The sequence below is a fragment of the Limnobaculum allomyrinae genome (assembly GCF_016649425.1).
In the GTDB taxonomy this organism is placed as follows: Bacteria; Pseudomonadota; Gammaproteobacteria; order Enterobacterales; family Enterobacteriaceae; genus Limnobaculum; species Limnobaculum allomyrinae.
The window spans coordinates 51040-74173 of record NZ_JADRCR010000009.1 but is presented as its reverse complement, the minus strand read 5'-3'; the positions used below and the strand labels follow the sequence as shown (position 1 = coordinate 74173).

Here is a 23134-nt window from a genome sequence, read left to right as displayed (position 1 = left end):
AAATGGACAAAATCGAAAAAGTGGTTATCGCGAACCGGGGTGAAATCGCCCTGCGTATTTTGCGTGCCTGTAAAGAACTGGGCATTAAAACTGTCGCCGTTCACTCCAGCTCCGATCGCGATTTAAAACACGTACTGCTGGCAGATGAGACCGTTTGTATCGGCCCTGCTCAGTCAGTTAAAAGTTATCTGAATATCCCTGCGTTAATTGCCGCTGCCGAAATCACCGGCGCCGATGCGATCCACCCGGGATATGGTTTTCTGTCTGAAAACGCAGACTTTGCCGAACAGGTAGAGCGCTCTGGCTTTATCTTTATCGGCCCTAAAGCCGATACCATTCGTATGATGGGTGATAAAGTTTCCGCTATCCATGCCATGAAGAAAGCTGGGGTTCCTTGTGTTCCTGGTTCTGATGGCCCACTGGATGATGATATGGTAAGAAACCGTGAGCTGGCTAAGCGCATCGGTTATCCGGTTATCATCAAAGCTTCCGGCGGCGGCGGCGGTCGCGGTATGCGCGTAGTGCGTAGCGACAAAGATCTGGAAGAATCCATTGTCATGACTCGTGCGGAAGCCAAAGCGGCTTTCAACAACGACATGGTATACATGGAAAAATTCCTGGAAAACCCACGCCATATCGAAATTCAGATTATGGCGGATGGCCAGGGCCATGCGGTGTATCTGGCAGAACGTGACTGTTCTATGCAGCGTCGCCACCAGAAAGTGGTTGAAGAAGCGCCAGCACCTGGCATCACTGAAGAACTGCGTCGCAGCATCGGTGAACGTTGTACTAAAGCCTGCGTAGAAATCGGCTACCGTGGTGCAGGTACCTTTGAGTTCCTGTATGAAAACGGCGAGTTCTATTTCATCGAGATGAACACCCGTATTCAGGTAGAACACCCGGTTACCGAAATGATCACCGGCGTTGACCTGATTAAAGAACAGCTGCGTGTGGCAGATGGCCAAAAACTGTCTATCAAACAAAAAGATGTTCAGGTGCATGGTCATGCTATTGAGTGCCGAATCAACGCAGAAGATCCGGATAACTTCCTGCCTTCTCCGGGCAAGATTACCCGTTTCCATGCTCCGGGCGGTTTCGGTATTCGCTGGGAATCTCATATCTATGCCGGTTATAGCGTACCGCCATACTATGATTCCATGATCGGTAAATTGATTGCTTATGGTGAAACCCGTGAAGTCGCCATTTCCCGCATGAAGAATGCGCTGGCTGAGCTGATCATCGATGGCATCAAAACCAACGTTAGCCTGCAACTGCGGATTATGAATGACAAAGGATTCGAGAAAGGCGGAACCAACATTCACTATCTGGAAAAAATGCTGGGTATTCAGGAGAAGTAATTTTTCTGAAGCATCTCATCCGAAAAGGCCGATAATTATCGGCCTTTTTTCTACCCTAAAGCGCATCTTCTCTTCCTTGCTATCTGTCGAAACTGTTGGTTTTTCTTGCAACACAAAAAAGTCCTAGGCAAACGTATCCGTTTCCGTACAATTCTATCCTTTGGCCCATAACCTCTGACTGTTTAACGTGATGGAGTACATATTGGATCCTCGTTTTCTTCAGGCTCATAAAGAAGCGCGCTGGGCAGTGTGGCTAACCATAGCCTATCTGATAGCCTGGACGCTGGCGGCTTATCTGCCAGACACCCAACAGGGAATAACCGGATTACCTCACTGGTTTGAGATGGCCTGTCTGCTGGTTCCTCTGGTTTTTATTCTCTTATGCTGGTTTATGGTGCGTTTTGTCTTCCGGGATATTCCGCTGGAGGATAATAACGATGCAACTTGATATCGTACTGCCACTGGTTGCCTATCTGGTACTGGTGTTTGGGCTGTCGATTTACGCCTATACCAAACGACAGAAAGGAAATTTTCTTAACGACTATTTCCTTGGCGACCGTTCAATGGGTGGTTTTATTCTGGCAATGACCCTGACCGCTACCTATATCAGTGCCAGCTCATTTATCGGTGGCCCCGGCGCTGCGTATAAATATGGATTGGGCTGGGTACTGTTAGCCATGATTCAGTTGCCTGCGGTTTGGCTGTCACTTGGCGTATTAGGCAAGAAATTTGCCATCTTAGCCCGACGTTACAATGCCGTAACGCTGAATGATGTGCTGTATGCCCGTTACCAAAGTAAAACGCTGGTCTGGTTCGCCAGTATCAGTTTGCTGTTAGCCTTTATTGGTGCAATGACAGTACAGTTTATCGGTGGTGCGCGTCTGTTGGAAACAGCCGCCGGAGTACCTTACGACATTGGTCTGTTAATATTTGGCGTGACTATTGCGCTCTATACCGCTTTCGGTGGTTTTCGCGCCAGCGTATTGAACGATGCCCTGCAAGGAATGGTGATGTTGATTGGTGCCATTTTGCTGCTGGTTGCCGTAATCTATGCAGCCGGAGGATTAGGTACCGCCGTCGATAAACTACAACAAATCGATCCTAAACTGTTATCACCCACCGGTGCAGACGACTTTCTATCCCTGCCGTTTATGGCTTCCTTCTGGATACTGGTGTGTTTTGGCGTCATCGGTTTGCCGCATACGGCTGTGCGCTGTATTGCCTATAAAGACAGTAAGGCAGTACATCGCGGTATTATTATCGGAACAATCATTGTTGCGATTCTGATGTTCAGCATGCATCTGGCGGGTGCGTTGGGAAGAGCAATAATGCCTGACCTGACCATTCCCGATCAGGTGATCCCTACGCTGATGATTAAAGTTCTGCCGCCGATGGCTGCCGGTATTTTTCTGGCCGCGCCGCTGGCAGCTATTATGTCTACCATTAATGCCCAGTTGCTTCAGTCATCGGCAACATTAATCAAAGATCTCTATCTTAGCCTCAAACCAGAACAGGCCCGTAATGAGCGTCGTCTGGCGCGCATATCAAGCAGCGTGACCTTTATTCTGGGGCTGTTGTTAATTCTGGCAGCCTGGCGTCCACCGGAAATGATTATCTGGTGGAACCTGTTAGCCTTTGGTGGATTAGAAGCCGTATTCCTGTGGCCATTAGTATTAGGCTTATATTGGGAACGGGCTAATGCTCAGGGGGCACTGTGCTCAATGGTTTGTGGTGCCCTGTGCTACGCAGTATTGGCCACCCTCAAAATCCAAATTTTCGACCTTCATCCTATTGTTCCCGCCTTAAGCATCGGCATTATTACCTTCCTGATAGGTAATAAACTGGGTGAACGTTCGGTCAATGCGCCGGTGATTCCGGTAAAATAAACATTACACAACCGGGATAACTTGCTTATCCCTTAAAGAGAATTGCTATGCCCTGGATACAGTTAAAATTAAATACCACCGGTGATAAAGCAGAAGAGATTGGTGATGCACTGGTTGAGAGTGGTGCCGTTTCTGTCACGTTTCAGGATACCCACGACGTACCGGTATTTGAACCACTACCGGGGGAAACACGTCTGTGGGGCGATACTGACGTTATCGGTCTGTATGATGCAGAAACAGATATGAAGCAAGTGGTTGCCATGCTGGAATACAACCCTCTGTTGGGCAACAATTTTGTACATAAAATCGAGCAATTGGAAGATAAAGACTGGGAACGGGAATGGATGGATAACTTCCACCCTATGCGTTTTGGCGAACGGCTATGGATTTGCCCAAGCTGGCGCGAGGTACCTGATGCTAATGCCGTCAACGTGATGCTCGACCCGGGTTTAGCCTTTGGTACCGGAACTCACCCCACTACAGCACTTTGCCTGCAATGGCTGGATAGTCTGGATCTGACAGGAAAAACGGTTATCGATTTCGGCTGTGGTTCCGGTATTTTAGCCATCGCCGCTCTTAAGTTAGGTGCTGCAAAAGCTATTGGTATTGATATCGATCCACAAGCCATTCTGGCCAGCCGCGATAATGCGCAGCGTAACGGCGTCTCTGAGCGTTTATCTCTTTATTTATCCAAAGACCAACCTCAGGACTTACAAGCCGATGTCGTGGTTGCTAACATCCTTGCCGGCCCTCTAAGAGAACTGGCGCCAATTATTAGTCAGTTGCCATTAGCTGGCAGGCATTTAGGCTTATCAGGCGTGTTAGCTACTCAGGCTGAGGGTGTGGCTCAGGCCTATCAGGAGATGTTCCTACTCGATCCGGTCGCGGAAAAAGAAGAGTGGTGCCGCATCACTGGCGTAAAAGTAAAAACCAACTAAATTAGCTAAAATCTTAACATAAGCAAGGGGTTGTCTGTATAGCCAGATCACCCCTTCAGTTTTTGCACATCCTCTGATACTTACCCACAATTGCCTGCCAGTGCAGATGAATAACCTGCTAAAGCGTTTTTCCATTAGCCTATAGTGCGGAATTTTTGCAAAAGACTGCTGAGTAGCCCAATAGAATAACCCATTGTTAAATATAGCGAATAAATCATAAATCACTTCAGCACTTTTATTTCTTTGATTTTAGTCGTCGATTGTTCAAAGTTTGTCCTTTCATCTGATTCAAAAAATGCGTAATATACGCGCCCTTGCAGACATATATGGTCTTCGTTGTCGATGCGCATTGGTAACCTTCAGCTAACAAATCGTTTAATCGCCGCTCCAATGGCGGGAATAACAGATCGCCCTTTTAGAACGATGTGTTATGCGATGGGAGCTGGAATGACTGTTTCGGAAATGCTTTCTTCCAACCCGGAAGTTTGGCGTACCGATAAGTCAAGATTGCGTATGGTACACCTTGATGAGCTCGGTATTCGGGCCGTTCAAATCGCCGGATGCGATCCGGAAGATATGGCGGCAGCGGCGCGCATCAATGTGGAAAACGGAGCACAGCTTATTGATATCAATATGGGCTGTCCGGCCAAAAAAGTTAACCGCAAGCTGGCAGGATCTGCACTGTTGCTGTATCCGGAACTGGTTGGGAAGATCCTTAGTGCTGTGGTGAACGCCGTTGACGTTCCGGTCACATTAAAGATCCGCACTGGCTGGGATCCGGAAAACCGTAATTGTGTTGAAATTGCCCAACTGGCAGAACGCAGTGGTATTCAGGCCATTACCATACATGGACGTACTCGTCGTTGTTTATTCAACGGTGAGGCTGAATATGACAGCATTCGATCGGTTAAGCAGAACGTAGATATTCCGGTTATCGCTAACGGGGATATCACCGACCCGCATAAAGCCAGAACCGTTTTGGACTATACCGGAGCCGATGCTCTGATGATAGGACGAGCGGCTCAGGGAAGACCTTGGATCTTCCGGGAAATCCAGCATTATCTGGACACTGGGGAGCTGTTACCACCAATGCCACTCGGCGAAGTGGAACGCTTGTTAACCTCGCATGTGAGAGAATTGCACGACTTTTACGGTCAAGGCAAAGGACTCCGCATCGCACGTAAGCACGTCTCCTGGTACTTGCAGGAACATGCCCCAAATGACCAGTTTCGGCGCACCTTCAATGCAATCGAGAATGCCAATGAGCAACTGGATGCACTGGGGGCATATTTTGAAATTTTGCCTAAACAGATAGAAGAGCTAACAGAACTATGTTCGAACAACGCGTAAATTCTGACGTACTAACAGTCGCTACCGTAAATTCACAAGACCAGGTCACTCAAAAACCTCTGCGTGATTCGGTTAAACAGGCATTAAAGAACTACTTTGCTCAGCTTAACGGTCAAGACGTTAACGATCTTTATGAACTGGTACTGGCCGAAGTTGAACAACCTCTGTTAGATATGGTTATGCAGTACACCCGCGGTAACCAAACCCGTGCTGCGACCATGATGGGTATCAACCGTGGTACTCTGCGCAAGAAACTGAAAAAATACGGTATGAACTGATAACTATCAGTTAACTGATTTAAGAAGGCGCTTATGCTGTTTGGCTAAGCGCCTTTTTTATTAACAGGCTATCTGGCAAAAAAATTATGCTTATGTAAGATTTCTTAGTCACTCTTTTGTCGTTTATGATGAAAGCGCTTTTATTCATGGAAGATAGAAAAATGATTATGGATATCTCTCGCAAATATTACTTAACCATTTTATTGGTTAGCGTATCAGCATCCGCCTTAGCATCAACCCAACAAGAAGTTAAAGACTTTTATTTTAAACAGGTCATTGGAAGTGAAGCTACCTGCCAGACTGAATTTTTTGAAAAGGTCAATGATGTCACTCAGCTAATGGTAACCAAAGTAGCCACCGCGACTTTAATTGGAAAAGATAAGGATGTCATAACGTACGATCTGAAAGAAATGATGACTTTTATGAATGGGAAAACGATAACAATAAGTAGTACTCAAACCACTACGTTCTCAGACTCTGCCTCAATGATGAAATTTGATAATGTCAGCATTACTGGTTTACCAAGCAAAGAGTTAGAGCTGATGTTTATTAACAGATATAAAGATAGGGGCTATTCCGTTCCCTATGAACAGGTCGAAATCAGCAATAATGAATGGTTCCATAATGTAAATAATGCAAATGGGACATCACAAAAAACAGTTTGTCGGTTAGCATCTGAATAATTAATAAGAAGGGTTAAATTCGCTTATTGGTATTTTGCGCGTCGCCATTTTAACCAAAAGATATGATAAAAATCAATTAATTAAGAATTTCAGCATTACTTCAGATATTTTCGTTGCGACATCATTACAGACACTTTCCCTTTCAGAACGGACTGGCATTATGGGCTTTGATCCACGCTTCGCTGACAGGATGAATAAAATGCAGCTCACTGGCATGCAGCATCAGCCGTGGTGTCCATTCAGTGCCTGGCAGTTGGCGACCGCCATACAAATCACAGCCCCAAATAGGATGCCCCAACTGTTGACAGTGGATGCGAAGCTGATGGGTGCGTCCGGTCTCCGGTGTTAGCTCTACCCGCGTTAACGGCAGTAATATCCCGTCTTTCAACTCATGATAAAAGCGCTCAACAACCCGATAGCAGGAACGAGCGGGTTTGCCGTGGGTGGCACAAATTGACATCAGCGGGAACAATGCGGGATCTTTGGCAATCGCCATATCTATCACGCCTTCATTATTGGCCAAATGTCCGCAGAGCAGTGCGCTGTATATTTTGGTCACAGTGCGCTGGCTGAACTGTTGGCAGAGCGCAACATTGATAGCCTTATTGCGGGCAATCACCATCAGCCCGGACGTACCAAAATCAAGGCGGTGAACCAGAGTACAACCAGGAAATATCTGTACCAGCCGATGATGTACCGAATCGAGATTTTGCGGATTTTTTCCCGATAGACTGAGCAACCCGGCTGGTTTATTGATAAGCACCACGTGATCATCCTGATAGAGAATCTCTATCTTTTCATGACACGGCGGGGCAATAAAGGTATCAATAATCTTAGACATCAGGCTATCCGGATGGAGAGTGGGAGCGGATGATAACCAATTCTAAACCAACTGGCGAATCTGATTGTTTCCCACGCATCCCCAAAATTTATCATCCATACTTAAACCAAAGACATAGTCTGCGCAGCCATTGTGCTTTACACTGCGCGTTGCAAAAACTGAGTTAATAAACGATTAAGCAGGTGGAAATGGCGATGAATGGAACGATCACAACATGGTTTGAAGATAAAGGTTTTGGATTTATCAAAGATGAAAACGGTGATAACCGTTATTTTCATGTGATTAAAGTCGCCAACCCTGAGCTGATTAAGAAAGATGCCGCAGTAACTTTTGAACCCGGCACAAATAACAAAGGTTTATCTGCTCATTCGGTGAAAGTTGTACCGGAAAGCAAATACATCTATATCGCGGGTGAGCGCATTAAACTTACGTCGATTCGGTCTTATCTGGTTTACAGCGAAGACGTGTCCGCCGATCCCCATATTGATAAAGATAATGTGGTGCTGTCTGTGGGTATACTGATGAATAGCATCAGACCGAAACCAGCCGTTAAATCGGGTGAAATGCGCACGCTAAAAAAACTCGCGATCACCACCTTTCAGGGAACGACGTTAATTTTCTCAGAAGATGAGATAGACGTGGATGCTACGGTGAAAATGCTCAAAGTCTGAAATAATTCAGGCGGAAATAAACGACCCGGTAATGAAATCAACATCACCGATAAAAGGGGCTAAAAAGCCCCTTTTACATCTAAAAAAACAGAGTACGCTACCAGCGAACCATATCAATGTACCTTATCCACCAACAACGTCTCCAGCAGATCCAGGTCATACAGCACCTTTTGTAACGTCTCATTGCTGATTTTGCGGGTTGCCCGCAGGTGGTAAAGCTCACCGCGTTCGGCTCTTAGTGCCGTTAAGCGAAAGCGCCGTTCCAGCTGTTCATCTTCCAGTGCTCTGGCTCGCTCATCACTGGTATAGATGCGTTTACGCAACGTACCAATAACCCTTGAACTGACCTCCGTTAGCATATGGGGATCAACGTTCTCCTCACTACTGGCCTCAATACGGTCGCGTAGTTTTTCCAGACTCACAATGCCCACTTCCGCCATGGATGCCCAGGCCACTCGAACCTCTTCCTCCAGAGTAGCCTTGTCGGTCACCACTAATCCTCTAAGCAGAAGAGGCAAAATAATCACCCCCATTACCAGCGAAAACAGGATCACCCCTGTCGCCAGGAATACCAACTGATAACGGGCAGGAAAAGGAAGACCACTGGTTAACAGCAACGGTATTGAAAGCACACCCGCCAGCGTAATCGCACCACGAACCCCGGCAAACGTCGCAATAAAGATTTCACGGATGCCATAGGTAGAAAACAGCAAAGGATGCTTTTTGAGGAAACGCTTACTGTAGATTTTCATCAGCCAGATCCATAAGAAACGCATAATCATCAGCGCAAAATAGATCCAGACGATATCCATAAACAAATGCCAGACCTCAACATTAGGATCGCTTTCCGCCTGAAGTATTGAGGCAGAGAGAATATCTGGCAGTTGTAGCCCTAACATAATGAAGACCATGCCGTTAAACACAAACTCCAGCATCGCCCAAACGCTATTGCCCCTTAAACGCATGGTTAAAGGGGCATTTCGAATAACCCCAGACTGACTGATGGTCATACCTGCCGCCACCGATGCCAAAATACCGGAGAAGCCAAGATGTTCTGCCACCAGATAGGAAGCAAAAGGTAACAATAACATCAGTACGATTTGGGTTGCCGGATCATCGCTGCTCCAGCGGCTAAGCAGCCGTAAGGATTTGCTGTATAGCCAGGTAATTGCAATACCCGACAGTACGCCACCAACAGCAACGATTAAAAAGTCCACCGTTGCGCCATAAACCGTAAATTCCATCACCCCCATGGCAACAGCAACCGCCAGTTTGAGAGAAACCAGGCCGGAAGCATCGTTCATTAATGCTTCCCCTTCCAGAACCCCCATGATGGATTTAGGGATCTTGCCCTCCCCTACAATGCCGCCCAACGCAACCGCATCCGTTGGTGACAATACCGCAGCCAGAGCAAACGCGGCTACCAGTGGAATACTTGGAATAATCAGATGAATCAGATAACCAACACCAACCACCGTTAGTACCACCAGCACTAACGCCAAGCCTAAAATTTCACGGCCATGATGCAAAAACTCACGTAGCGGAGTACGCCAACCGTCAGCAAACAGCAAAGGCGGAATAAACAGAACCAGAAACAGCTCAGGATCAAAATTGACGTGCAAACCAAAAGTTGGCCACGCCAACAGTGCACCACAGGCTATTTGCATCAAAGGAAGAGGGATCTGGAAAGGCAACATTCGGGTCACTACCCCCGAAAGAGAAACTACCAAAATTAAAATCAGAATCGTAAAAAATATTTCCATAAATCCCTCATAACTACCGGACAAAAACGCCCCTGCCACCCATTTAAAAAGCGGTAGTAATAAAATAGCACCATACCTTTTATAGCTAAAAGTAAAACGTGCCTTTTACAACACAACTCGTGTATCAGGTAAGTGCAGCAAGAATAGAGAGAGAAGGAAATAATGAAAAAAAGAAAGGAAATTGAAGGTGTTACTGACTTCGCTGATTTACCCCAAATACGATAAAACAACGAAGCCAGTCAGAAAATAACCTTAGATAGCCCAACCACCAACGTAGAAGGTCACTAGTGCCGCAGCAATCAGCACAATACTGATATTCAGCTTTCTCCACTCACCCGAGCAGACACGACCAATCACCAGCGAAGCGAAGCCCAGCATAATACCGGTTACAATATTGCTGGTTAATACGATAAATACCGCACAAATCAGCCCGGCCATCGCATCAACGAAGTCGTCAAAATCCAGACGGGCAACGTTACTCAACATCAATAGACCCACATACATTAACGCAGGTGCTGTGGCATACCCCGGAACCAGACCAGCTAATGGCGAGAAAAACAGCAGCAGCAGAAACAGTACCCCAACCACCAGCGCGGTTAATCCGGTACGTCCACCCGCAGCGGTACCCGCAGCAGATTCAATATAAACGGCAGCAGGAGAAGCACCTACCAGACCAGATAACATGCTGCTGACGGAGTCAGTTGTCAGTGCGCGACCGCCATTAATGATCTGACCATCTTTGTCCAGCAGGTTAGCCTGCCCGGCAACGGCACGAATAGTACCTGTTGCGTCAAACACCGCCGTCATGACCAATGCAAGAATACTCGGCAGAACTGCCAGTTGAAGCGCTCCCATGATATCCAGACTGAAAATCAGCGAGGTACCATCTTTTGCCACCAACGATGGCATTGAACTCATACCTTTATAGGTGACTGCCGGATCGAAGATCAGACCTAATGCAGAAATGGCGACAATCACCAGCAGAATGCCACCCGGTACTTTCAGACGTTCTAAACCAATAATCACCGCCAGACCAATAAAAGCAATCATCACAGGAAATGACGTGAAATCACCGAACTGTACCGGTAAACCCGCACCCGGGTTTTTAACTACAGCACCAATGCCGCTGGTAGCAATCATTAACAGGAACAGCCCGATACCAATACCGGTACCATGAGCAATACCAATAGGAATATTACGCAAAATCCATGCCCGAATGCCGGTAGCAGAGATTAGCGTAAACAGTACCCCCATCAGGAATACCGCTCCCAGCACGACCGGAATAGACAGCCCCTGCCCTAACACCAGACTAAATGCGGTAAACGCGGTGAGAGAAATAGCACAACCTACCGCCATCGGTAAGTTAGCCCACAGGCCCATCGCTAAAGAACCCAGCCCCGCAACCAGACAAGTGGCAACAAACACGGTTTCAACCGGAAAACCCGCTTGCCCTAACAGACTCGGAACCACAACGATAGAGTAAACCATCGCCAGAAAAGTTGTCAGGCCAGCCAAAACTTCCTGACGGACGCTACTGCCCCGAGCAGAAATCTTAAAATAACGGTCAAGAGAACCTTTCTGATCGGAAGAACTCGTGTCCCGATCGTTAACATTCGACATTGGTGATGTCCTCAAAAGGAGTAAAAATCAATATAAACAGTTAAGGCAAACGATTATCTGAGCTTATATACCCCCATTTCAACTTTTATTATCAAATTTTGAGAGATTTTTACGCGGGAGGTAATTTGAGGAAACAAAAACCGCTTATTGTTGTGCTATTCGGTAAGAAAACAACAATAAGCGGATTAATAAAGCAGCAGTGGCACTGACGCCCGAAATTAGTGCATCATCGACACACCCAAAAAGAACAGACAGGCTAATAGAGGCAGGCCTAAAAGTACCAGCTCAATAATTCTGATCACCGGATTATACTCCTCACCTTCCGGCAAGCGGTACAGTGAAATAGCATTCACCAGTAAAGCGATAAACGCAATAAAGCCAGCAACAAATACATCAACCAATACCACGCTTAAGGTCCAGCCCAGCTCATCGCCAGCTAAACCAGACGCCAGTAATTTTTGATGCTGCGACCATTGCCATAGATATAAAGCAAAGGGAATCAGCAGGGATAATGCTCCTAAAATCCAGGAAATGCGTCTTAGCATGAAAAAAACCTTAAATTAGAATAAAAAATGAAATTAGCCCAAAAAGAGATAAATTTATTACTGCTTAAAATTGACCCTGTTATCCTGGCTCTGAATTCTGTTGCGAGAGCCCGGTTACTATAGCAATTAATAGCCTCGGAGAAATCCCCTGAAAAGAGGAATTGGCTGACCATTGCTGCCAGACAACACCTATCCTGTCGTTAACCCATCGTTATTCCTCAATTCTTATATTATTTTTACGTTTTTTAAATGTCTTTTATCAAAATCTTTGCACCCCGATAGCTACCCTTCTCGTACTACCCATAAAAACGCCATTCAGGAAATTACCATGAGCCTAAGCCTTATTGTCGGAGTGCTAATTGTTGTTGCCCTACTCGGCTACCTCATTTATGCGCTATTTCATGCGGAGGATTTCTAATGACCATTACCCTGCTACTGACTATCGCTGCATTCCTGGGCACATTACTCATTTTATCGCTGCCATTGAGCCTCTTACTGGTACGATTAATTGATGGTGAACTGCCCTACCACATCATGCAGATAGAAAAAAAGCTGTGGCGCTGTGGTACCGTTAAGCCAAGAGAGATGACTAAATATCAGTATGCTCTGGCCATCGTGATATTTAATCTCTGTGGGCTCATCTTGCTTTTCGTCTTACTGATGACTCAGGCATGGCTCCCGCTCAATCCGGAAAAGATGCCTAACCTGTCATGGCATCTTGCGCTAAACACTGCCGTTAGCTTTGTTACCAACACCAACTGGCAGGCCTACAGCGGTGAAAACACCCTCAGTTATTTCAGTCAAATGGTTGGCTTAACGGTGCAGAACTTCTTATCCGCAGCAACCGGTATTGCCGTTGCGCTGGTATTTATCCGCGCCTTTAGCCGAAAGTTATCTCCTACGGTCGGTAATGCCTGGGTCGATTTGACGCGAATTGTTATTTATCTTTTGCTACCGATCTCTTTGTTACTGGCACTCTTTTTTGTCAGTCAGGGCGTTATCCAAAATGTCAGCCCTTATCTTCATCTGACAACACTGGAGGGAACATCGCAAGTTCTGCCAATGGGGCCAGTAGCTTCTCAGGAGGCAATAAAATTACTGGGAACTAACGGAGGTGGATTCTTTGGCGCCAATTCAGCTCATCTATTTGAAAACCCAACCGCCCTTAGCAACATGGCACAGATGCTGGCAATATTTCTTATTCCCTGTGCCTTGTGTATGGCTTTTGGTCGCGCAGTGGGTGACACCCGCCAAAGCAATGCATTGTTATACTGTATGTCGCTGATATTTATCGTGGCGGTTATTGCGGTTTTCTATGCTGAACTGAATGGTTCCGATTACCTGACAGCGTTAGGGCTCAACAACATCAATATGGAAGGCAAAGAGAGCCGTTTTGGCTTAGTGGCTTCCGCACTATACGCTGTCGTCACTACCGCAGCTTCATGCGGCGCAGTGAACGCTATGCATGACTCTTTTACCGCCCTTGGTGGAATGGTTCCCCTCTGGCTAATGCAGATTGGCGAAGTCATATTTGGCGGCGTTGGCTCTGGCCTTTACGGCATGTTGCTGTTTGTTTTATTAACGGTATTTGTCTCCGGATTAATGATTGGTCGCAGCCCCGAGTATTTAGGCAAAAAGATCGAAAGTTTTGAAATAAAAATGACGGCCTTAGCAATACTGGTTACACCAACTCTGGTGCTGGCAGGTACTGCACTGGCGGTTAGTGTCGATGCCGGCAAAACAGCCATCCTCAACCCCGGCGCTCATGGTTTTAGCGAAATCCTGTATGCCCTTTCTTCTGCTGCCAATAATAACGGTAGCGCTTTTGCCGGACTTAGCGTCAATACCCCGTTCTATAACCTGTTGCTTGCGTTAGTAATGCTGGCGGGCCGTTTTGGCGTCATTGTACCGGTATTAGCCATCGCTGGCTCGCTGGCAGAGAAGAAGCAACAGCCTGTCAGCAGCGGAACATTACCCACTCATGGCCCGATATTTATTTGCCTGTTAATTGGCACCATTTTGTTAGTGGGAGCGCTGACCTTTGTTCCCGCTCTGGCACTGGGGCCAATCGCTGAATACCTTCAGTTTTAATTCCGCAGGTAAACAAAGAGAAATCATTATGACTCGTCAACACAACACATTATTTGCGACCAAACTGATACAACAATCGCTACTGGAAGCAGTAAAGAAACTGGATCCGCGCGTTCAGTGGCGAAACCCAGTGATGTCTGTGGTCTATCTGGGAAGCCTGATGGCTAGTGTTATCTGGCTGGCAATTCTGGCCGATATGGCTGACGGCAACGCCCTGTTTACCGGCAGTATTGCGCTATGGTTGTGGTTTACCGTTTTGTTCGCTAATTTGGCTGAAGCGTTGGCCGAAGGCCGCAGTAAAGCACAGGCTGAAAGCCTGAAAGGGGTCAAGAAAACCAGTTGGGCTACCCGATTACTGGAACCTCATCCTGATGCTTCCTCTGAACAAGTCACATCTGAACAGCTGCAAAAAGGAGATGTAGTACTGGTTAAAGCAGGCGAAACCATTCCCTGTGACGGGGAGATCGTTGAGGGAGGAGCCTCCGTCGATGAAAGTGCTATCACCGGTGAGTCCGCTCCGGTTATCCGTGAGGCGGGTGGTGATTTTTCATCGGTTACCGGAGGTACCCGCCTACTGTCTGACTGGTTAATCATTCGCAGTACAGTCAATCAGGGAGAAACCTTCCTGGATAGAATGATCGCTATGGTTGAGGGAGCTAAACGCCGCAAAACACCAAATGAAGTGGCGCTAAGTATTCTGCTCATTGCATTAACTATTGTATTTTTAGTGGCGACCGTCACTATTCTGCCATTTTCTATCTTCAGCGTTGAAAGTAACCATTCAGGCGTTGCGGTTAGCGTGATTACTCTGATAGCGCTGTTAGTTTGCTTAATTCCTACCACCATTGGCGGCTTGTTGTCTGCTATTGGCGTTGCCGGTATGAGCAGAATGCTGGAGGCCAATGTTATCGCTACCAGCGGCCGCGCCGTTGAAGCGGCGGGTGATGTTGATGTTTTACTTCTGGATAAAACCGGCACCATCACACTGGGGAATCGTCAGGCATCGGAATTTTTACCCGCTCCCGGAGTGAGTGAAAAAACATTGGCAGATGCCGCTCAACTCGCCTCACTGGCTGATGAAACCCCGGAAGGTCGCAGCATTGTGATACTGGCAAAGCAGCGCTTTAATTTGCGTGAGCGGGATATCAGCAACCTGAATGCCTCTTTTATACCTTTTTCGGCTCAAACCCGAATGAGCGGCGTGAATATTCAGGAGAGAAAAATACGTAAAGGTGCCGTTGATGCGATCCGTAACTATTTGCAATCTAATCAGCAGGTTTTTCCTGTGGAGGTTAACGAACTGGTAGAGCGAGTGGCTCGTACTGGTGGAACCCCGTTAGTCGTGGCGGACAACCTTACCGTTTTAGGGGTCGTGGCGCTGAAAGATATTGTTAAAGGTGGCATCAAAGAACGTTTCGCTCAGTTACGGCTAATGGGTATAAAAACCGTGATGATCACCGGTGACAATCACTTGACCGCTGGCGCTATTGCAGCCGAAGCCGGTGTCGATGATTTTCTGTCGGAAGCAACGCCAGAGGCTAAGCTGGCGCTGATCCGTCAATATCAGGCGGAAGGTCGGTTGGTCGCCATGACCGGAGACGGCACCAATGATGCCCCTGCGCTGGCTCAGGCCGATGTTGCCGTTGCCATGAATTCAGGTACTCAGGCAGCGAAAGAAGCCGGGAATATGGTGGATCTGGACTCAAATCCTACCAAACTGATTGAAGTAGTACATATCGGTAAACAGATGCTAATGACCCGGGGAGCATTGACCACATTTAGCATCTCTAATGACGTTGCCAAATATTTCGCCATTATTCCGGCTGCTTTTGCGGCCACCTATCCTCAACTTAATGTACTGAATATTATGCAGTTAAGTTCGCCGACTTCCGCCATTCTTGCTGCGGTTATCTTTAATGCGCTGATTATTATTTTTCTGATTCCGCTGGCATTAAAAGGCGTGAGTTATCAATCAATGACGGCTCCAGCGCTGCTACGCCGCAATTTATTTATCTATGGATTGGGTGGTCTGTTGGTGCCATTTATTGGCATCAAACTGCTCGATATGTTGTTAACCCTGATTGGTCTGGCATAACACCTTAAACTGGATACCTGTATATGAACTATTTACGTCCCTCTATCGTGCTTTTGTTATTTATCACACTGATTACCGGACTCATTTATCCTCTGGCGGTAACCGGACTGGCTCACTTGTTCTTTCCTCAGCAGTCCGCCGGTTCCTTAATCACGGTGCAGAATAAAATTGTGGGCTCAGCCCTGATTGGACAGGCTTTCAGTCAGGCGAGCTACTTTAGCGGGCGCCCTTCTGCCACCGCCACCGAACCTTACAACTCGCTCTCTTCCGGAGGAAGTAATCTGGCGGGCAGCAATCCAGTATTGAAGCTGCGTATTGAGGCTGATATTCAACGATTACGGCAGGCTAACCCTGATGCCAGCATTTCCCTTCCCGCTGAATTAGTACTGGCATCTGCCAGTGGGTTAGATCCGCATATTTCCCCGCAAAGCGCCTACTTTCAAGTACCAAGAGTGGCTTCTGCTCGCCATTTAGCACCGGAACAGGTTAGGCAATTAATTAAATTGCATACACAAACCCCGCTGAGTATTCTCGGTGAACCAGTGGTCAATGTACTTGAGCTAAATTTAGCTCTGGATAGTACAACTCAGGCGGGGCAGTAAGCATCGTTATGTCAGATAATGAAATCCAGCGGCCCGATCCGGACCAATTGCTTGCTCAGGTAAATGAAGAGTGCCGTGGCAAGTTAAAAATCTTTTTTGGTGCCTGCGCCGGGGTAGGAAAGACCTACGCCATGTGACAGGAGGCACAGCGCCTGAGAACTCAGGGGCTGGATGTGGTCGCGGGAATTATTGAAACCCATGGACGTGATGAAACGGCCGCGCTGTTAGATGGGTTGGAAACCCTGCCATTAAAGCGAATTCAGCTACGTAACCATCAGATCCGAGAGTTCGATCTTGATGCTGCCCTTGCTCGCCATCCGGCGGTAATACTGATTGATGAGTTGGCTCACACCAATGCTCCCGGTTCACGCCATCCTAAACGTTGGCAGGACGTAGAAGAGTTATTGAGTACCGGTATTGATGTTTTCACCACTATCAATGTGCAACATCTGGAAAGTCTGAATGATGTTGTCGGTGGTATTACCGGCATTCGGGTGCGCGAAACCGTGCCTGACCATATGTTTGATGATGCCACTGACGTTATTCTGGTGGATATTCCACCGGACGATCTGCGCCAGCGCCTGAATGAAGGTAAGGTCTATCTGCCCGGGCAGGCTGAACGGGCAATTGAACACTTTTTTCGTAAAGGCAACCTGATCGCCCTGCGAGAGCTGGCGCTACGCCGAACTGCCGATCGGGTAGACGAGCAGATGCAAGCCTATCGAAAAACCGGTGAAAAGGAGCGGGTGTGGCATACCCGGGATGCCATTTTACTGTGCATCGGCCGTCATTCCGGTAGCGATAAATTAGTCAGAGCCGCTGCCCGACTGGCAGCCAAGTTGGGTTGTGTTTGGCATGCGGTATATGTTGAAACGCCAAGGCTACATAAAATGCCGAAAAGCCAACGACGTGCGATTTTGATGTCTCTCAAACTGGCACAAGAGCTGGGAGCAGAAACGGCAACGCTCTCCGATCCCAGCGAAGAACAAGCTATTTTGCGCTATGCCCGGGAACATAACCTGGGGAAAATTCTCATCGGCCGCCGCAGTGAACAACGTTGGAAACTTCGAAGTAGCTTTGCCGATCGTCTGGGGAAATTAGGGCCAGACCTCGATCTGGTGATTATTGCAGTAGAAGACACACCGAACCCATTACCCGCGAAAGAGAGCGATAACCGCCCCGTTACAGAAAAATGGCGATTAGAACTGTGCGGCTGCGCTGTTGCTATTCTGCTCTGTTCTTTAATTACTCTGCTGGCACAATGGCAGCTGCCTATGTTCGATCTGGCGAACATTGTCATGATCTATTTGCTGGGCGTGGTCATCATCGCCCTGTTCTATGGCCGCTGGCCATCGGTTTTTGCCACCATCATTAACGTTGCCAGTTTCGATCTGTTTTTTGTTCAGCCCCGCTGGTCACTGTCAGTCACCGACGCTCAATATATCGTTACCTTCTGCGTCATGTTGAGTGTCGGTTTGGTTATCGGTAACCTGACTTCCGGCGTGCGCTATCAGGCAAAAGTCGCCAGATTGCGCGAGCAACGAGCTCGACATCTGTATGAAATGTCAAAAGTCCTCAGTCAGGCGTTAAGCATTGAAGATATTGCAAAAAGTAGCGAACGTTTTATCAACGGCAGTTTTAATGCCAAAAGCCGGTTATTACTACCGGACAGAGATAACCGATTACAAGAAGTGAAATCAGATAACCAGTTATCGATGGTCGTTGACGAATCCATCGCTCACTGGTGTTTTGATAAACGCCAGCCCGCTGGCTCCGGCACCGATACCTTACCCAGTGTTCCTTATCAATTACAGCCATTAATCAGCCAAAACAAAACGCTGGGTGTTTTAGCCATTGAACCCTCCAGCCTGAGACAGCTTATGGTGCCGGAACAACAACGGTTGCTTCAAACCTATAGCGTTCTCATTTCTAATGCTCTTGAACGACTCTATTTGATTCACACCGCCGAGGAAGCAAAATTGAGTTCAGAACGGGAGCAATTACGTAACTCTCTGCTGGCGGCCTTATCCCACGATCTGCGCACCCCGTTGACCGTATTGCTGGGGCAAACCGATATACTGGCATCGGATTTGAAAAGAAGCCATCTTGCTCACTATCAGCAAGCCGAGAAGATCCGTCAGTATATTTTAAGCACGGCACAGCTGGTGAATAATCTACTGGATATGGCCCGTATCCAGTCCGGCGGCTTTACGCTAAAAAAAGAGTGGCAATCACTGGAGGAGATCGTTGGCAGCGCTCTGCATACACTGGAAGGGATATTGGAAGAGAATCGCGTTATTATCCATATTCCACCAGATTTACCGTTGATTAATTGCGATTCGTCTCTGCTTGAACGCGTCTTTCTTAATCTGCTGGAAAATGCGGTGAAATATGCAGGCTCCCAAGCCACGATTAGTATCAGTGCAACCGTTCAACCAGAGCAACAGGCCATTGAAGTTATCGTACGGGATAACGGTATCGGTATTATTCACGGGCAAGAACAGGCAATATTTGATAAGTTTTCCCGGGGCAATAAAGAGTCTGCCATTCATGGCATTGGGCTTGGTCTGGCAATTTGTCAGGCTATTATTCATTTTCATGGTGGTAGTATCCGTGCAGAAAATGGCCCCGATGGTGGTGCCTGGTTTTATTTCACTTTGCCTCTGGAACCACAACCCGAAATCATAACCAGTATGGAAGAATCATGACCCAACCCTCATTATCGATTCTTATCGTAGAAGATGAAAAAGAGATAAGGCGTTTTGTCCGGGCCGCACTGGAAAATGAAAACTGCCGGATTTACGAAAGTGAAACGTTGCAACGCGGACTCATGGAGGCCGCCACCCGTAAACCAGATTTGATTATTCTGGACTTGGGTCTGCCTGATGGTAATGGCCTGGATTTTATTCTCGACCTGCGTCAGTGGAGCTCAGTGCCGATCATCGTGCTTTCTGCCCGTATCGCTGAAGAAGATAAAGTGCAGGCGCTGGATGCGGGTGCCGATGACTATCTGGTGAAACCTTTTGGTATTAGCGAGTTAATGGCTCGAGTACGCGTTGCATTACGGCATCGTTCCGGCAACACGAAAGACCAACCGATTATCAGTTTTTCAGATATCAGTGTGGATTTAATCAATCGTCAGGTGATGAAAGGTGGGGAAGCGATTCATTTGACGCCCATCGAATTTCGGCTGTTGGCAGAGCTATTAGCCAATGCCGGTAAAGTTCTAACCCAACGTCAATTGCTCAACAACGTATGGGGCCCCAATAGCGTTGAACATGGCCATTATTTACGCATCTATATGGGGCATCTGCGACAAAAGCTGGAGCGGGATCCGGCCCGGCCAAAACATCTGTTGACCGAAATCGGGGTTGGCTATCGCTTTATGCCCTGATTTCTTCAGACTCAGGCACACTTGACGCCATTTCACAGGCCAGTTCTCCGACTCGCTTAATAGCCGCAATATAATGTTCATTGAAGGTGTAGCAATAGGAGAGTCGAAACGCATTCGCATAACGCCCGCTGGGTGAAAACAGCATCCCCGGCGTCAGGCTAATGTGTTCTGCCAACGCGGCGTGAAACAGTTTTACACCATCAACATTCAACGGAAGTTCTACCCATAAGACAAATCCCCCGGAAGGCTGAGTTGCCCGCGTTCCCTCAGGGAAATAGCGAGCTATCAATCCACGAGCTTCCTGCATCTGAAAGGCATAGCGTTTTCTCAACCCGCGCAAATGATGATCGTATCCACCGGTGGTCAGAAACTGCCCCAGCGTTTCCGCCAGAATAGTGGGTTCAGACATCGATGAGAGCGCTTTTAGCCGGCGTAATTTTTCTGCAAAACGTCCACCGGACATCCAACCAATACGAAAATCTGCCGCCAGCGTTTTGGTAAAACTGGTACAGAAAATCACCCAGCCATCTTTATCAAACGCTTTTACTGTCGGTAGCAAATCACCAGAAAACTGCAATTCAGAGTAAAGACCATCTTCAATCATAGGAACCTGATATTGATTAACCAGCTTCGCTAAACGCTGTCTCTCTTCTATCGGCATACTGCAACCTAATGGATTTTGCACGCCGGGCATCAGCATCAGAGCGTCAATTTTCTTCTCTTTCAACAGCGCTTCAACGGCATCCACTGAGATGCCATGCTGTGAGTCAGTTGGAATCTCTACTGCATTAAGCCCCAGCATCGCCACCATAGAGATCATATAAAAATAGGTGGGTGACTCCAGTCCGACACAATCTCCTGGTTTAGTCACCGCACGCAGCGCCAGTTGCAGCGCTTCCAGACAACCATGAGTCAAAATAATCTCATCAGAACTCAGAGACATTCCCAGCAAAGGCGTTCTGCGGGCAATCTGCTGCCGCAATCGCAGGCTGCCCGGCGGCAGGCTATAGGTACCTATCATATTAGGTTGGGAACGTAATAATTGATTTAAGAGACGGGATAGCTTCTTTGCCGGATAAAACGCTTCACCAACCGGACAGGCTAAAGAGATATCGGTAAACTCAGGGTTCTGCTGTGCGGCAAAAACCATGTCGATCAAATCCAGAACTTCCAGCTTAGGAGAAGAGATGGGGGTCACCGGCATCGCTGTTTTATTCACTTGCGGCAAACGCGCTCTGACGTAATAACCGGACTGAGGGCGCGCCTCAATAACGCCACGATCCTCCAGATTACGATAGGCCGCCAGTACCGTATTAATACTTACATTACGGTTACGAGCCGCATGTCGAATGGAAGGTAACCGATCCCCAGCCTGCAACACACCGCGACGAATTGATTCAACAACACCATCAGCAACCTGCAAATATAACGATAAATCATGATTATCTGACATGAATGAACCCCGGTAAAAAGCATCGACGACTTAATACGCTATCACAACTGTATCCATTAAAATATCAGTTTTCTGTATCTGTTACCTTTCATTTACCACCCCTATTATATCGTGACCTACCGTGATAATTGGTGCAGAGACAGCCATGATAGATTTAGCTTTAATCAGTTATATTGTTGTAATGAGTATTACCCCTGGCCCTAATAATCTGATGCTGGCAACATCAGGCGTTAACTTTGGCCTGCGCCGCACTATGCCTCATCTGATTGGTATCAGCCTTGGCTGTGGTGTGTTATGTCTTTGCATTACTCTCTCTTTTAGTGTGATTCTGAATAACATCTCATCTATTCGCCTGCCGCTGGCGATCTTTGGTTGTACCTATTTACTGTGGCTATCCTGGAAGATTTGGCTGGCCGGTAGCCCTGAAGGAAAGGCGCATGCTCATCCGATGTCGCTGGTGGGTGCTATGTTGTTCCAGTGGGTTAACCCCAAAGCCTGGCTAATGCTGGTCAATGCCGCCATTCTGTTTAGCTCGCGGGAAATGGATATCACTATGAGTGCTCTGTTACTTTCCGCTGCCTTTACCGTTGTTGGTTTCCCCTGCGTTTATGTCTGGGCGCTAATGGGTGACAAATTGCGGGAAACCCTGCAAATTGGCTGGCGATTACGCGTGTTTAACGGCGTGATGGCAGGTTCACTGGCCTTGACCGCTTTTTGGCTGCTGTGGGATGAATGGAGAACGTTTCAGACACTGGTGTAATTACCCACGCCGATAACGCTCTGGCGTCGTTCCGGCATTATGCTGAAACATCGCAATGAACGCCGATGCGGAACTGTAACCGACCTCCAGCGCCACTTCCTGTACGGTTTTTCCCTGCTCTAACAGGGAAATGCCATACAGAAAACGCAAACGTTGCCGCCACTCACTGAATGACATTCCTAACTCCTGATTGCAACGACGGGCTAACGTACGTTCAGTAGTATAAACTCGCTTAGCCCACTGAGCCAGTGAGGTGTTATCCGATGGGTTGGCTTCCAGTGCCTGAAGAACAGGCGCCAGATATTTATCATCACTGCCTGGTAGCCAGGTATGTTGAACCGGTGCGACCGAGAGCTGATCCACCAAAACCCGACAAAGGCGGCGGTCGGCATGGTTTACCGGTACCATAATATTGCGTTCAAAGCAGGACTCAACAATCGCACTGCATATGGCCCCCATATTCAAGACACAGGGTTGTTCGGGCATCCCTCCACAAAAACGGGCGGCAATATTGATAGAACGGAATCGGGTTGGTCTTCGGTTGTAGCTGGAGTGTTCCATGCCCGCAGGGATCCAAATAGCAAACCCGCAGGGCGCTAAAAAACGCTGACCACCAATATTCAGGGCAAACACGCCCGATTTTACGCAGATGACTTGTCCCCAATCATGAGAGTGAGCAAGAAACTCCGTATTGGCATTTACCTCTTCACTACGAAAAAACAGAATGCTGTCAGGGTGCGACTCTGTCGATGCAAAACGCTGTTCGCCGGGCATACTCCTCCATTGGGCTTAATCAGGATTGTCTG

20 protein-coding genes and 1 pseudogene are annotated in these 23134 nt (G+C 47.6%); 15 read left to right on the top strand and 6 right to left on the bottom strand.

Features of this window, described 5'->3' with window-relative positions; translation table 11 throughout:
- Nucleotides 1–2: 2 nt before the first annotated feature.
- From accC to I2494_RS15785, 7 genes are all read left to right on the top strand, one after another.
- The gene (gene accC / locus I2494_RS15815) at nt 3–1358 is read left to right on the top strand and encodes an acetyl-CoA carboxylase biotin carboxylase subunit (RefSeq protein ID WP_218467935.1); all 1356 of its coding nucleotides are present in this window, start codon (nt 3–5) and stop codon (nt 1356–1358) included.
- A 202-nt stretch (nt 1359–1560) separates the two neighbouring features.
- Nucleotides 1561–1806: a YhdT family protein gene (locus tag I2494_RS15810; RefSeq protein WP_218467831.1), complete on the top strand. Its 246-nt coding sequence runs from the start codon at nt 1561–1563 to the stop codon at nt 1804–1806.
- On the top strand, nt 1796–3244 hold the full coding sequence (gene panF, locus I2494_RS15805; protein WP_218467830.1) for a sodium/pantothenate symporter: 1449 nt from the start codon (nt 1796–1798) through the stop codon (nt 3242–3244). Before I2494_RS15810 ends, panF begins: the two co-directional genes overlap by 11 nt.
- Before the next feature lie 47 nt (nt 3245–3291).
- A complete protein-coding gene (gene prmA, locus I2494_RS15800; RefSeq protein ID WP_218467829.1) occupies nt 3292–4182 on the top strand; it encodes a 50S ribosomal protein L11 methyltransferase in 891 nt (296 codons plus the stop codon).
- A 342-nt stretch (nt 4183–4524) separates the two neighbouring features.
- Nucleotides 4525–5532 (top strand): tRNA dihydrouridine synthase DusB, encoded by a 1008-nt coding sequence (gene dusB / locus I2494_RS15795; protein ID WP_218467828.1) that lies wholly within the window; start codon nt 4525–4527, stop codon nt 5530–5532.
- Complete coding sequence (gene fis, locus I2494_RS15790) at nt 5514–5810, top strand: DNA-binding transcriptional regulator Fis (RefSeq protein ID WP_029096993.1); 297 nt, start codon at nt 5514–5516, stop codon at nt 5808–5810. Before dusB ends, fis begins: the two co-directional genes overlap by 19 nt.
- Before the next feature lie 146 nt (nt 5811–5956).
- Nucleotides 5957–6493 carry a hypothetical protein gene (locus I2494_RS15785; protein WP_218467827.1) on the top strand — a complete coding sequence of 179 codons (537 nt, stop codon included), beginning with the start codon at nt 5957–5959 and terminating at the stop codon, nt 6491–6493.
- A gap of 142 nt (nt 6494–6635) precedes the next feature.
- Here I2494_RS15785 and I2494_RS15780 read toward each other — a convergent pair whose 3' ends face one another.
- Nucleotides 6636–7334, bottom strand: a complete 699-nt coding sequence (locus I2494_RS15780; RefSeq protein WP_218467826.1) for an RluA family pseudouridine synthase — start codon at nt 7332–7334, stop codon at nt 6636–6638.
- Nucleotides 7335–7522: 188 nt separating this feature from the next.
- On the opposite strand from I2494_RS15780, the gene I2494_RS15775 reads away from it, so the two are divergent.
- Nucleotides 7523–8005 carry a cold-shock protein gene (locus I2494_RS15775; protein WP_218467825.1) on the top strand — a complete coding sequence of 161 codons (483 nt, stop codon included), beginning with the start codon at nt 7523–7525 and terminating at the stop codon, nt 8003–8005.
- Between the two features lie 113 nt (nt 8006–8118).
- On the opposite strand, the gene I2494_RS15770 is transcribed toward I2494_RS15775, so the two are convergent.
- From I2494_RS15770 to I2494_RS15760, 3 genes are all read right to left on the bottom strand, one after another.
- Nucleotides 8119–9768, bottom strand: coding sequence for a Na+/H+ antiporter (locus I2494_RS15770; RefSeq protein WP_218467824.1), 1650 nt, complete (start codon nt 9766–9768; stop codon nt 8119–8121).
- A gap of 252 nt (nt 9769–10020) precedes the next feature.
- Nucleotides 10021–11388, bottom strand: coding sequence for an NCS2 family permease (locus I2494_RS15765; protein ID WP_218467823.1), 1368 nt, complete (start codon nt 11386–11388; stop codon nt 10021–10023).
- A gap of 218 nt (nt 11389–11606) precedes the next feature.
- Nucleotides 11607–11933 carry a 1,4-dihydroxy-2-naphthoate prenyltransferase gene (locus I2494_RS15760; protein WP_218467822.1) on the bottom strand — a complete coding sequence of 109 codons (327 nt, stop codon included), beginning with the start codon at nt 11931–11933 and terminating at the stop codon, nt 11607–11609.
- 328 nt (nt 11934–12261) lie between these two features.
- Between I2494_RS15760 and kdpF the strand changes: the two genes are divergently transcribed.
- From kdpF to kdpE, 6 genes and pseudogenes are all read left to right on the top strand, one after another.
- The gene (kdpF, locus tag I2494_RS20725; RefSeq protein WP_218467821.1) at nt 12262–12351 is read left to right on the top strand and encodes a K(+)-transporting ATPase subunit F; all 90 of its coding nucleotides are present in this window, start codon (nt 12262–12264) and stop codon (nt 12349–12351) included.
- Nucleotides 12351–14024: a potassium-transporting ATPase subunit KdpA gene (kdpA, locus tag I2494_RS15755; protein WP_218467820.1), complete on the top strand. Its 1674-nt coding sequence runs from the start codon at nt 12351–12353 to the stop codon at nt 14022–14024. The genes kdpF and kdpA overlap by 1 nt, the downstream gene beginning before the upstream one ends.
- A gap of 28 nt (nt 14025–14052) precedes the next feature.
- Entirely contained in the window at nt 14053–16119 is a 2067-nt protein-coding gene (gene kdpB / locus I2494_RS15750; protein ID WP_218467819.1) for a potassium-transporting ATPase subunit KdpB, read from the top strand.
- A 23-nt stretch (nt 16120–16142) separates the two neighbouring features.
- Complete coding sequence (kdpC, locus tag I2494_RS15745) at nt 16143–16721, top strand: potassium-transporting ATPase subunit KdpC (RefSeq protein WP_218467818.1); 579 nt, start codon at nt 16143–16145, stop codon at nt 16719–16721.
- Between the two features lie 8 nt (nt 16722–16729).
- Nucleotides 16730–19429: pseudogene (kdpD, locus tag I2494_RS15740) on the top strand (two-component system sensor histidine kinase KdpD).
- On the top strand, nt 19426–20115 hold the full coding sequence (gene kdpE / locus I2494_RS15735) for a two-component system response regulator KdpE (protein WP_218467817.1): 690 nt from the start codon (nt 19426–19428) through the stop codon (nt 20113–20115). The pseudogene kdpD and the gene kdpE overlap by 4 nt, the downstream one beginning before the upstream one ends.
- Here kdpE and I2494_RS15730 read toward each other — a convergent pair.
- The gene (locus tag I2494_RS15730) at nt 20105–21568 is read right to left on the bottom strand and encodes an aminotransferase-like domain-containing protein (RefSeq protein ID WP_218467816.1); all 1464 of its coding nucleotides are present in this window, start codon (nt 21566–21568) and stop codon (nt 20105–20107) included. The two genes, kdpE and I2494_RS15730, sit on opposite strands and share 11 nt — an antisense overlap.
- A 145-nt stretch (nt 21569–21713) precedes the next feature.
- Here I2494_RS15730 and I2494_RS15725 point away from each other — a divergent pair, with 145 nt between their 5' ends.
- Nucleotides 21714–22328: a LysE family translocator gene (locus I2494_RS15725; RefSeq protein ID WP_142665299.1), complete on the top strand. Its 615-nt coding sequence runs from the start codon at nt 21714–21716 to the stop codon at nt 22326–22328.
- Here I2494_RS15725 and I2494_RS15720 read toward each other — a convergent pair whose 3' ends face one another.
- On the bottom strand, nt 22329–23102 hold the full coding sequence (locus tag I2494_RS15720; protein ID WP_218467815.1) for an AraC family transcriptional regulator: 774 nt from the start codon (nt 23100–23102) through the stop codon (nt 22329–22331).
- Nucleotides 23103–23134 lie beyond the last annotated feature (32 nt).

Excerpts from the sequence above, each read along its gene's own strand:
- accC (WP_218467935.1), top strand. The coding sequence starts at position 3 with ATGGACAAAATCGAAAAAGTGGTTATCGCGAACCGGGGTGAAATCGCC.
- panF (WP_218467830.1), top strand. The coding sequence starts at position 1,796 with ATGCAACTTGATATCGTACTGCCACTGGTTGCCTATCTGGTACTGGTG.
- prmA (WP_218467829.1), top strand. The coding sequence starts at position 3,292 with ATGCCCTGGATACAGTTAAAATTAAATACCACCGGTGATAAAGCAGAA.
- dusB (WP_218467828.1), top strand. The coding sequence starts at position 4,525 with ATGCGCATTGGTAACCTTCAGCTAACAAATCGTTTAATCGCCGCTCCA.
- fis (WP_029096993.1), top strand. The coding sequence starts at position 5,514 with ATGTTCGAACAACGCGTAAATTCTGACGTACTAACAGTCGCTACCGTA.
- I2494_RS15785 (WP_218467827.1), top strand. The coding sequence starts at position 5,957 with ATGGAAGATAGAAAAATGATTATGGATATCTCTCGCAAATATTACTTA.
- I2494_RS15780 (WP_218467826.1), bottom strand. The coding sequence starts at position 7,334 with ATGTCTAAGATTATTGATACCTTTATTGCCCCGCCGTGTCATGAAAAG.
- I2494_RS15775 (WP_218467825.1), top strand. The coding sequence starts at position 7,523 with ATGGCGATGAATGGAACGATCACAACATGGTTTGAAGATAAAGGTTTT.
- I2494_RS15770 (WP_218467824.1), bottom strand. The coding sequence starts at position 9,768 with ATGGAAATATTTTTTACGATTCTGATTTTAATTTTGGTAGTTTCTCTT.
- I2494_RS15765 (WP_218467823.1), bottom strand. The coding sequence starts at position 11,388 with ATGTCGAATGTTAACGATCGGGACACGAGTTCTTCCGATCAGAAAGGT.
- I2494_RS15760 (WP_218467822.1), bottom strand. The coding sequence starts at position 11,933 with ATGCTAAGACGCATTTCCTGGATTTTAGGAGCATTATCCCTGCTGATT.
- kdpF (WP_218467821.1), top strand. The coding sequence starts at position 12,262 with ATGAGCCTAAGCCTTATTGTCGGAGTGCTAATTGTTGTTGCCCTACTC.
- kdpA (WP_218467820.1), top strand. The coding sequence starts at position 12,351 with ATGACCATTACCCTGCTACTGACTATCGCTGCATTCCTGGGCACATTA.
- kdpB (WP_218467819.1), top strand. The coding sequence starts at position 14,053 with ATGACTCGTCAACACAACACATTATTTGCGACCAAACTGATACAACAA.
- kdpC (WP_218467818.1), top strand. The coding sequence starts at position 16,143 with ATGAACTATTTACGTCCCTCTATCGTGCTTTTGTTATTTATCACACTG.
- kdpE (WP_218467817.1), top strand. The coding sequence starts at position 19,426 with ATGACCCAACCCTCATTATCGATTCTTATCGTAGAAGATGAAAAAGAG.
- I2494_RS15730 (WP_218467816.1), bottom strand. The coding sequence starts at position 21,568 with ATGTCAGATAATCATGATTTATCGTTATATTTGCAGGTTGCTGATGGT.
- I2494_RS15725 (WP_142665299.1), top strand. The coding sequence starts at position 21,714 with ATGATAGATTTAGCTTTAATCAGTTATATTGTTGTAATGAGTATTACC.
- I2494_RS15720 (WP_218467815.1), bottom strand. The coding sequence starts at position 23,102 with ATGCCCGGCGAACAGCGTTTTGCATCGACAGAGTCGCACCCTGACAGC.